The organism is Xenorhabdus littoralis (assembly GCF_033949345.1).
GTDB lineage: Bacteria > Pseudomonadota > Gammaproteobacteria > Enterobacterales > Enterobacteriaceae > Xenorhabdus > Xenorhabdus littoralis.
The window spans coordinates 1-11,180 of record NZ_VCDP01000085.1 but is presented as its reverse complement, the minus strand read 5'-3'; the positions used below and the strand labels follow the sequence as shown (position 1 = coordinate 11,180).

Sequence of the window (11,180 nt, the reverse complement as noted above, 5' to 3'; positions counted from 1 at the left end):
GCTGCGTATCTTACGCTTTTTGCCCCGGGAGTCAAGCAGTTATTTTCGCTTTTCTCTCACTTCGCGCCGCGGCCTGTCTCAGCTCAGCGTCGGTCAGTGGTGGCGCATTATAGGGAGTTTTACGCCGCTGACAATAGTTTTTTTTGATTTTCTTTCCGTTCGCTTTTTTTTTCCTCAAAACGGTTTAACAATCAGCAAAAAGGCTATTTTTGAGGCGTTTTATCACACTCCATTTGCAAAAATACCTCAGAAAAACGATCTACCTGCTTCCAATCGGTATATTCGATTTCTTTTGTTGTATCTGTCTCTCCGCCAGTCATGCGCATAATGAATTGAATCATGATGCGATCCAACCAGCGATAACGCGGATAAAGCAATGCCCCAGCAAAGACATCACATAAATTAGGCTGCCACGGACTTTTCATTAAGAACTTACGTATATAAGCATTAGTTTCTGGCGTTCTTTTTTCTGGTTTTCTCGCTGTTAAATTGACACCAAAGAAAGCGGTTGGCATTTGATTCAGCTGTTTTTGATGTCTAATGACAAACTTTCGCAATGCAGCATTGAAGTGACCATAACGGATAGATGCACCCACCATTACTTTTTGGTAAGGAGCCAGATTAATCTGGTTCACTGTAGAGAGATCCCTTAAATCGCAATCAATATCAGCACGGCGAAGATTCTCTGCAATACGCATAATAATTTTTTTGGTCTGTCCATCCTGAGTGGAATAGAGCAACAAATAACTCATAGGTACGCCTTTATTAAACAGCAATCCAAATATAACAACTTAATAGATAACTATTCATTTCATTCACGCCAAAAAGTTGGTGTGAATAAGACTAATAGTGTGAACACTTCCAAACGCCCGAATAACATAGTTACCACCAATATCCATTTAGCCGTCGGATTCATGGTTGTAAAGTTATCTGCAACCGCTCCCAATCCAGGACCTAAGTTATTCAGTGTTGCGGCAGTGGCAGAGAAAGCGGAAAATTCGTCAATTCCTGTTGCAATCAATAGCAACATGCTAATAACGAAAACCAGCGCATAGGCAGAAAAAAATCCCCATACGGCTTCAATAATTCGTTCTGGTAATGCCCGACGTCCTAATTTTATGGTGTATACCGCGTTCGGATGTACCAAACGTTTTAATTCACGGGAACCTTGTAAAAACAGTAACAAAATGCGAATAACTTTCAGCCCTCCTCCTGTCGATCCTGCACAACCGCCTATAAATGCAGAACATAACAACAGAAAAGGCAGAAACAAAGGCCATTTGGCAAAACTATCCGTGGTAAATCCCGCAGTCGTTGCCATAGAGACGACTTGAAAAAAGGCGTGGTTCAGAGCATTCCATTCTGATTCGTAAACGGAGTGTTGCCACAGTATCAACACACAAATCACCAACAATGCCAACTGGATGGTGATGAACATCCGAAATTCAGGATCACGCCAATACACTTTCAGGCTTCGTCCAGACAGAACAGCAAAATGCAGACCAAAATTACAGCCCGATATCAGTAAGAAAATAGCAATGATAGTGTTAATTGTTGGGCTATTAAAAAAGCCAATACTTGCGTCATGGGTAGAAAAGCCACCAATGGCGATAGTCGAAAAGCTATGGGAAATGGCGTCGAATACCGACATTCCTGCCGCCCACAGTGCAATCGCACAGGCGATGGTCAGCAAAACATAAATCAGCCAAAGTGTTTTTGCCGTCTCTGCAATTCGAGGACGCATTTTATTATCTTTCAATGGCCCCGGCATTTCAGCCCGGTAAAGCTGCATTCCACCGACACCAAGCAAGGGCAAGATAGCCACAGCCAGAACGATGATCCCCATACCGCCCAGCCATTGCAGCATTTGTCGATAAAAAAGAATGGCTTTAGGAAGAGAATCCAGCCCGACAAGCGTTGTGGCACCTGTTGTCGTTAAACCTGAGAAGGATTCAAAAAAGGCATCGGTAACTGAAAGGTTGGGTTTTTCAGAGAAAATAAAGGGTAGTGCCCCGACACTGCCCAGCACAGTCCAGAATAAGACAACGATCAAAAAACCCTCTTTTGGTTTAAGATCGTGTTTTTGTTCCCGATTAGGTATCCATAACATTAATCCAATAACGAGGGCAAAGATGAATGTTTGGCTGAATGCCTTACCTGCACCATCGCGATAAATCAATGCCACCAATCCCGGAATAATCATTGTGACAGAAAAAAGAATAACAAGTAGCCCAACAATACGGGTTATGGCGCGAAAATGCATTCGGCTGATTCCTTAGAAATCCGGTATGACAAAATAATTATGATTTTGGTGTTAAAAACAGAGCACCACGGCTTAAGTCCCTTAATTTATCACCTATTTCATCAGCAAGGGTAGCTGGCAATGAAACTTGCAGCGTGACGTGTTCAGCGTAACTACTGGCAATCACTTGCCCTGAGAATTGCTGTAACAATTGTTCTACCATTGAGATATGAGCGTATTCACACTGCAATTGATACAGTTTCTGCGGAACCTTATACTCGGTTTCCAATAATTTCAGTGCCTGCTGCACGCCGTTGCCATAGGCTTTTACCAGTCCACCTGTACCAAGTTTTATACCGCCAAAATAGCGAACCGACACGGCTGTGATTTCCCCCAAACCACTTCCTATTAGTTGGGCTATCATGGGCTTGCCGGCGGTTCCTGTCGGTTCGCCATCATCGGAAAAACCCAATTGTTGCGAGTCATCTGGCGCTCCAGCAACAAAGGCCCAGCAATGATGCCGGGCATCAGGATATTGTGCTTTGATACTTTGGATAAATGACTTTGCCTCATCCACCCCGCTGGTGTGTTCCAGCAGGGTAATGAAACGACTCTTTTTTATTTCTTCAGTAAAGCTAACTGAAGCCGCAGGGATCAAATAAGGCTTCATTACGATAATTGTAAATCTCTGGTCATGTTTTCAATTTTTCCATCGTGAATAACGATGTTATCTTCAATACGAATACCACCATAAGATTTCAGCATGTCGATTTTTTTCCAATCAAAGTGCTGGTGATATTCGCTGTTACGCAAATTCGCCAATAAGGTTTCAATGAAATAGAGGCCTGGCTCAATGGTCAAAACCATTTTTGGCTCAAGAATACGCGTACAACGCAAATAAGGATACATTCCAGGGGCGGCCAGATGGGTTCCATTATCATCCTGCATAAATCCGGCTGCATCATGTACCTGCAAACCAAGTGGATGACCAAGCCCATGTGGGAAAAATGGTGTTGTCAGACCTTTCTCAACGATGCTTTCATCGCTGATTCCATGAATAATGTCATGTTTTCTCAATAATTTGGCAATACGATGATGCATATTGATATGGTAGTCGGTATATCGAACACCCGCTTTAATCGTACCAATGATCGCCAGCTGCTCTTCATTCAGATCCTTAATTAATGCAGCAAAATCGTTATTAGATTTTGCTGCATAGGTTCTCGTGATATCCGCCGCATAGCCATTATATTCTGCTCCGGCATCAAGCAAGAAACTGCGCATTTCAGAAGGTACAGTCTGTTGTAATTTGGTGTAATGCAGAACCGCCGTATTTTCGTTCAAGGCAACAATATTATCATAAGGAACATCAGTATCACGGTGCCCCGTTGCCATCAAATAGAACATATTGATCTCGAATTCGCTCACACCAGATAAAAACGCATCATAAGCAGCCTTATGACCATTAACCGCGGTTTTCTGGGCTTCACGCATACAAAACAACTCGTAATCTGTTTTATATGAACGATGGTAGCTTAAATAGTCCAGAACAGCTTTTGGATTAAGATTTTGTTCACGAATCCCCAAAGATTTAGCACGATCAGTCTGCTCACCAATATAAGCCGCATTTTGTTTTGATAATCCACTCAATTGCGCACTGATATCATCAGCTTTTGACAGATGGATCAGTTCCACGTCTTCAGTCCAATAACTGTTCGGCAGCTTTTCTACGCTATGCCAGTAATCCACCGGAGAATAAAACCAAAGTTTCGGTTTATTGACACCATCAATCCATAACCAGCAATTCGGCACGTTGGTCACCGGAGCCCAAGCCTTAAAGTGCACATTTGCCTTGAAAGGATAATCTCTGTCATCAAGAAAAACTCGCAATGATTCACCAGAGTGAATAAGTAGAGCGTCAAGCTGGGTACGTGCCAATATTTCACGAGCTCGTTTTTGTAACGTTTTAATATGTTCGCGGTACAGAGATGCCAACTTTTCCATCTTAATTAGCCTTTTGATTTTCTGGCAGGGATTTAAATATTACCATAATTCATTATTTGGGGAGCTATCACATGAAAAACCCCTTTCCTAAAATTAAGCGTCAATATTTATATTTTTCAAAATCTTAACAAAATACATTGCTCTCTGTCATAAATTTTACCTGTGATCAGACCTACAAAAAATTAATCATTGGTTTGCATTAAATTAACACAGTAATCACAATCAAGAGTATCTGGTCATACCAGATGGTATGCACTCATTGAGGAGAATGACATGCTCTACCTAAGTGACACTATTCAAGTAAAATGGCTGAAAAATGGCATTGCAGAACTGATCTTCAATGCACCAGCTGCAATTAATAAATTAGATACAAAAACTGTCGCTTCACTGAATGAAGCTGTTTCTGTCCTTGAGCAACAAAGTGAATTAAAAGGACTGTTATTACGTTCTGAAAAACAAGCTTTTATTGTTGGTGCTGATATCACAGAATTTTTATCATTATTCAATGCGCCAGCAGAAAAACTTCATGAGTTGTTGGATCTTGCCAACGATATTCTTAACCGTATTGAAGACCTTCCTGTTCCTACGATCTCTGCCATTAACGGTTATGCCCTTGGCGGCGGCTGCGAAGTGGTGCTTTCAACTGATTTTCGTATCGCATCCCCTGATCTTCGTATCGGATTACCAGAAACTAAATTGGGCATTATGCCCGGCTTTGGTGGTTCAGTCCGCCTGCCACGTTTAATTGGTACAGATAATGCCCTCGAAATTATCTCCGCCGGAAAAGATATCGGTGCTGAAGAAGCACTGAAAAATGGTCTGGTTGATGCAGTCGTATCTGCCGAGAAACTGGTCGATTCTGCCGTTTCAATTCTGGAGCAAGCCATTCGAGGTGACTTGGATTGGCAGGCAGCTCGTCAGCCTAAACTGATGCCACTCAATCTCAATGAGATTGAACGCACCATGAGCTTTACTGTAGCCAAAGGCATGGTAATGAAGGTTGCGGGTCCCCATTATCCAGCTCCAATCACTGCCGTAAAAACCATTGAAAAAGCAGCTAAACTCGGTCGTGATGAGGCTCTGAAACTGGAATCCACCAGCTTTATTACATTGGCACATACTACAGTTGCCCGTGCTCTGGTCGGCATCTTCCTGAATGATCAATATGTCAAAGGGTTGGCGAAAAAACATTTACAAGCGGTCACTACTCCTGAACATGCGGCTGTTCTGGGTGCCGGAATTATGGGTGGAGGCATTGCCTATCAATCCGCGCGCAAGGGTATTCCCGTCCTGATGAAAGACATCAATCAAAAAGCGCTGGATTTAGGTATCAATGAAGCAGCCAAGTTACTGAATAAACAGTTTGAGCGCGGTCGTCTGGATGCCATGAAAATGGCCAAGATCCTCTCATCCATTCAACCAACGCTGAATTACGCAGGTATTGAGCAATCTCAGATTGTTGTCGAAGCCGTGGTTGAAAATCCCAAAATTAAATCGGCGGTTCTGGCAGAAACAGAATTACATATCAATGAAGACTGCATTCTGGCTTCTAACACTTCCACAATCCCAATCTCTGATTTGGCGAAGTCACTGAAGCGCCCGGAAAACTTCTGCGGTATGCATTTCTTCAATCCGGTGCATCGAATGCCTCTGGTTGAAATTATTCGCGGAGAAAAAACGTCGGATAAAACTATCTCAACCGTTGTGGCTTATGCCAGCAAAATGGGCAAAACACCCATTGTCGTCAACGACTGCCCCGGCTTCTTTGTCAACCGTGTACTCTTCCCTTATCTGGCTGGTTTCGGCATGTTACTGCGTGATGGTGGTGACTTCCGTCAAATCGACAAGATTATGGAAAAAGAATTTGGCTGGCCAATGGGTCCTGCTTATCTCCTTGATGTTGTCGGCATTGATACTGCTCACCATGCACAAGCCGTCATGGCACAAGGTTTCCCAGCCCGCATGAGCCGTAATTATCGGGATGCTATTGATGTATTGTTCGAAAATCAGCGCTACGGTCAGAAAAATGGCATTGGTTTCTATCAGTACACCCAAGATAAAAAAGGCAAACCGAAAAAATCGCAAGATGAAGCTGTCGACCAGTTACTGGCAGATATCAGCAAACCGAAACATACTTTCTCTGGCGAAGAGATCATTGCCCGTACCATGATCCCAATGATTAACGAAGTCGTTCGCTGTTTGGAAGAAGGTGTCATTGCCAGTCCTGCGGAAGCCGATATGGCGCTGGTTTATGGTTTAGGCTTCCCTCCATTCAAAGGTGGTGTTTTCCGCTATCTGGATACGATGGGAACCGCAGCCTACGTGAATATGGCTGAAAATTATGCTCACTTGGGTGAACTCTATCATGTGCCTGCTGGCCTGAAAGCAAAATCCGAAAGCAATGAAAGTTACTACCCTGCACCAGCAGAACTTGCTGTTAATCCAGGTGAAAAAGCGTGAGGTCTGAAAACATGGAAAACGTAGTTATTATTGATGGTATCCGTACCCCAATGGGGCGCTCAAAAGGTGGTGTATTCCGTCAGGTCCGTGCCGAAGATCTCTCAGCACATCTGATGAAATCGATACTCCAGCGCAATCCAGCTCTTCAGCCTGAGCATATTGACGATATCTCTTGGGGATGTGTGCAACAAACGCTGGAACAAGGGTTCAACATTGCACGTAACGCCGCATTACTGGCAGGCATTCCCCATTCAGTTCCCGCAGTAACCGTCAATCGTCTGTGTGGTTCTTCAATGCAGGCACTGCATGACGGCACCCGCATGATTATGACTGGTGATGCCAATATTGCTATGGTGGGTGGTGTGGAACATATGGGACATATTCCCATGACACATGGTGTCGATTTCCACCCTAAATTAAGCCGCAATGTTGCAAAAGCAGCGGGGGTTATGGGTTTAACAGCAGAAATGCTGGCCAAGATGCACGGTATTAGCCGAGAAATGCAAGATGAATTTGCCCTGCGTTCTCATCAACGTGCAGTGCAAGCGACAAAATCTAAAGCATTCTCCGGTGAAATCGCCTCTATGTACGGGCATGATGCTGACGGAAATATGAAACTCGTCGATTTTGATGAGGTTATTCGCCCTGATACCAACCTGAAAGATCTTGCTGCTTTGCGCCCTGTCTTTGATCCTGTTACCGGAAGTGTTACGGCGGGTAACTCCTCAGCCCTCTCTGACGGTGCTTCAGCAATGCTGATCATGAGTGAAACTAAAGCCAAAGAATTAGGACTGAAGCCTCGTGCTCGTATCCGTTCAATGGCGGTTGTTGGCTGCGATCCTTCTATCATGGGTTATGGCCCGGTACCAGCAACACAGATGGCACTGAAAAAAGCTGGTTTAAGCCTTGCTGACATTGGCCTCATGGAATTGAACGAAGCATTTGCTGCGCAATCTCTGGCTTGCATAAAAGGGCTTAATCTGCTGGATAGCATGGATGACAGAATCAATTTAAACGGTGGTGCAATTGCTCTCGGTCATCCATTGGGCTGTTCTGGTACTCGCATCACGACAACCCTGCTTAACCTGATGGAACGCAAGGATGTTCAGTTCGGACTGGCGACCATGTGTATAGGATTAGGCCAAGGCATTGCCACCATTATTGAGCGAGTTTAGTTACTGAATTTAGTTATCTGATTTGGTTAGCAAGAGTATCTGACGATTGAAATTTATAAGGATTTTTCCTTTGTCTGTCTTATCTATTGCATCACACTAATAAGTTGTTGCCGTAGTTTCCCGCCTGTCAGGGGCGGGTTTTTTTATTTTTATCGTTTTATTTTTTACCGGGCAGCAGGTCAAATAAACTCAAATGCATCCCCATACATACGCTCAATGGATGCATTACGTTCACTACAAAACCGTTCCCGAGCAATTTTGGCCATTTCAAAGCGACCAGCGATATAAATATCATGGTTTGCCAAGCTACCGAAATCCTCCAAAACAGCGCTCAGAACGGTGCCTGTTCTCCCACTCCAGTGTTCATCAACCTGTTCAACAACAGGGATTACAGTCAAATTGGGATAAATTTCACTCAACGCCTGCAATTGACCTAAATCATAGAGGTGTTGGAGTTCACGTCCCCCCCAATAGATAGAGATCTCACGGTTAGGATTTTGTTCCAATGCAGCCAGCAAGATAGAGCGGGTATAAGAGAATCCCGTTCCTCCGGCAATCAATAGCATGGGGTTTTCACTATCCTCACGAAACCATGCCTGACCATGAGGAATATCAATATCAATGACTTTCTGATCCAGAATCCTGTCCATCACTGCCATTGCATAGAGATTTAATTCAGAAGCCCCAATATGCAGCTCAATAGTCTGTTTTTCTGATGGCGGTGATGCCATAGAGAAAGGACGCTTGTCTCTTTCATCCATAACCACCATCAAATATTGCCCTGCACGAAAAGAAAAAGGCGAATCAGGTAATAAACGAACCCGATAAACTGTATCTGTAATGGAGTCAACCGATGTTACTTTACAGCTTAATATTGTCATGCGTTCCCTCTTATCGCTTCAAAATATCTAATTGATCCCAAATTTCATCGACACGGGCCCGAATGTCATCGCTCATTACTATCGGACGCCCCCATTCCCTTTGTGTCTCTCCCGGCCACTTATTCGTTGCATCTAATCCCATTTTTGATCCTAACCCAGAAACAGGAGAGGCAAAATCAAGGTAGTCAATGGGTGTATTGTCCATTAAGACAGTATCTCTTTGCGGGTCCATCCGCGTTGTTATCGCCCAAATGACATCATTCCAATCTCGTGCATTGATATCATCATCACAAACGATGATAAATTTTGTGTACATAAATTGTCGCAGATATGACCAGACTCCCATCATGACTCGCTTGGCATGACCTGCATATTGTTTTTTCATCGTAACGACAGCAAGCCGATAAGAGCAACCTTCCGGTGGCAGGTAAAAATCCACGATTTCAGGAAATTGTTTTTGTAGTATCGGCACCAGAACTTCATTCAACGCAACCCCCAACACCGCAGGTTCATCTGGTGGGCGTCCGGTGTAAGTGGAATGATAGATGGCATCACGACGCTGGGTAATATGAGTGATCGTAAATACCGGAAACATATCTATTTCATTGTAATAACCGGTATGATCACCATATGGCCCTTCCGGCGCCATTTCACCGGGCTCGATATAACCTTCAAGGATAATCTCCGCGCTGGCTGGCACTTCAAGATCATTGGATATACATTTAACAACTTCCGTTTTATGGCCGCGCAGCAATCCAGCAAAAGCATATTCAGACAACGTATCAGGAATTGGAGTAACCGCTCCCAATATTGTGGCCGGATCAGCACCCAACGCGACTGACACAGGGAAACGTTCTCCCGGATGAGCCTGACACCATTCCTGAAAATCAAGTGCACCACCACGATGGGATAACCAACGCATGATAAGTTTGTTTTTACCCAAGACCTGCTGGCGATAGATACCCAAATTCTGGCGCTCTTTGTTCGGCCCTTTAGTCACCGTCAGACCCCACGTGATAAGGGGTGCTGCATCTTCAGGCCAACAATGCATAACCGGAATGCGGGTAAGATCCACCTCATCACCAGACCAAACCTGTTCCTGACAAGGGGCTGAATTGAGGCGCTTGGTAGGCATATTCAGAACCTGCTTGAATTTAGGTAACTTATCTACCAGATCACGAAACCCCTTTGGCGGTTCAGGTTCTTTAAGAAAAGCCAATAACTTCCCTACATCATGCAATGCTTTAACATCATCCTGCCCCATTCCCATAGCAACCCGCTTAGGTGTTCCGAACAAGTTGCACAATACAGGCATTGAATATCCTTTAGGATTTTCAAACAATAAGGCAGGACCACCAGCACGAAGAGTACGATCTGCGATTTCTGTCATTTCCAGATAGGGATCAACTTCCATACGAATTCGTTTTAATTCACCTGATTGTTCCAACAAGGAAAGAAAGTCTCTTAGATCGCGGTATTTCATATTGTTCATTTATGCCGATTTTTAAGGGAGAAAGACATTATAAGCTCTCCCATGAGGGTTACAAGGTAAACTCATAACTCACTAAAAAGCAATGAATTTAGTACAATATTGTGGGTTATTGCGTTCTGTGAACATGGCTTCCTGTCGATTTTTTACATAACTGGGCCATTGGTCATTATCAGGGAATTTACCGTTGCTTAATAAAAATACTTTTATCTTCCTCTCGTTTATGAAAAATGAGATAAAATTACCTGTACCATCCATAATAAGTAGGTTTAACACAATAGATTAATACATTGACTTTTAGTGGAAATAAACTCTACCAGCCATAAAATAGGGCTTACATTCAAAAGAACTTTTTGGCTTTATTGGTGACCCATCGAGGCTGGTTTTGTTATTCTAGGCATTCTAAGCAATGGAGTCGGAATATTATGGGAAATTGGTATCTTCTTTACTGTAAACGTGGGCAAATCTCTCGGGCGATAGATAACTTAGAGAGACAGGATGTCATTTGCCTGACACCTACAGCCAAAATTGAAAAAATCATTCGGGGTAAGCGAACCTCCGTTAGTGAGCCATTGTTTCCCAATTATCTTTTCGTGCATTTTGATCCTGAGGTCATTCATACCACGACCGTTAGTTCAACACGGGGTGTCAATAATTTTATTCGGTTCAGTACTTATCCTGCCATTGTCCCACAAACATTAATTGATGAGTTGACGTCGGTTACAGAGCAAGAATATGTTGCCCCTGAAACCCCTGTTACTGGTGATACCGTATTGATCACAGCAGGAATTTTTGAAGGTATTCAAGCGATTTTCAACGAACCAGATGGAGAAACCCGTTCCATTCTCCTGCTGAATATCCTCAATAAAGAAGTGTCTAAGGTGTTAGATAACAAGCAATTTATCAAAGTTTAATCAGAACCACCCGCA

At 43.5% G+C, this 11,180-nt stretch carries 9 protein-coding genes; 3 read left to right on the top strand and 6 right to left on the bottom strand.

Translation table 11 applies throughout. From position 1 onward, the window contains the following. Positions 1–203: 203 nt before the first annotated feature. The 4 genes from hemG to pepQ are packed head-to-tail and all read right to left on the bottom strand — an operon-like array spanning position 204 to position 4,246. Entirely contained in the window at positions 204–752 is a 549-nt protein-coding gene (gene hemG / locus FE394_RS16860) for a menaquinone-dependent protoporphyrinogen IX dehydrogenase (RefSeq protein WP_319927512.1), read from the bottom strand. Positions 753–811: 59 nt separating this feature from the next. Further along, the gene (gene trkH, locus FE394_RS16855) at positions 812–2,263 is read right to left on the bottom strand and encodes a Trk system potassium transporter TrkH (RefSeq protein WP_319927511.1); all 1,452 of its coding nucleotides are present in this window, start codon (positions 2,261–2,263) and stop codon (positions 812–814) included. 37 nt (positions 2,264–2,300) lie between these two features. Further along, entirely contained in the window at positions 2,301–2,912 is a 612-nt protein-coding gene (locus FE394_RS16850; RefSeq protein WP_319927510.1) for an IMPACT family protein, read from the bottom strand. After that, positions 2,912–4,246, bottom strand: a complete 1,335-nt coding sequence (gene pepQ, locus FE394_RS16845) for a Xaa-Pro dipeptidase (RefSeq protein WP_319927509.1) — start codon at positions 4,244–4,246, stop codon at positions 2,912–2,914. Before pepQ ends, FE394_RS16850 begins: the two co-directional genes overlap by 1 nt. A 273-nt stretch (positions 4,247–4,519) precedes the next feature. On the opposite strand from pepQ, the gene fadB reads away from it, so the two are divergent. Both fadB and fadA read left to right on the top strand, forming a co-directional pair. Beyond that, complete coding sequence (gene fadB / locus FE394_RS16840) at positions 4,520–6,706, top strand: fatty acid oxidation complex subunit alpha FadB (RefSeq protein WP_319927508.1); 2,187 nt, start codon at positions 4,520–4,522, stop codon at positions 6,704–6,706. A gap of 11 nt (positions 6,707–6,717) precedes the next feature. Continuing rightward, positions 6,718–7,881: an acetyl-CoA C-acyltransferase FadA gene (gene fadA / locus FE394_RS16835; protein WP_319927514.1), complete on the top strand. Its 1,164-nt coding sequence runs from the start codon at positions 6,718–6,720 to the stop codon at positions 7,879–7,881. Positions 7,882–8,060: 179 nt separating this feature from the next. On the opposite strand, the gene fre is transcribed toward fadA, so the two are convergent. Together fre and ubiD are read right to left on the bottom strand one after the other, a co-directional pair. Then, complete coding sequence (gene fre, locus FE394_RS16830) at positions 8,061–8,762, bottom strand: NAD(P)H-flavin reductase (RefSeq protein WP_319927507.1); 702 nt, start codon at positions 8,760–8,762, stop codon at positions 8,061–8,063. Positions 8,763–8,772: 10 nt separating this feature from the next. Next, the gene (gene ubiD / locus FE394_RS16825) at positions 8,773–10,245 is read right to left on the bottom strand and encodes a 4-hydroxy-3-polyprenylbenzoate decarboxylase (RefSeq protein WP_319927513.1); all 1,473 of its coding nucleotides are present in this window, start codon (positions 10,243–10,245) and stop codon (positions 8,773–8,775) included. Positions 10,246–10,676: 431 nt separating this feature from the next. Here ubiD and rfaH point away from each other — a divergent pair, with 431 nt between their 5' ends. Further along, positions 10,677–11,165 (top strand): transcription/translation regulatory transformer protein RfaH, encoded by a 489-nt coding sequence (gene rfaH, locus FE394_RS16820; protein WP_319927506.1) that lies wholly within the window; start codon positions 10,677–10,679, stop codon positions 11,163–11,165. The last annotated feature ends 15 nt before the right edge of the window (positions 11,166–11,180 follow it).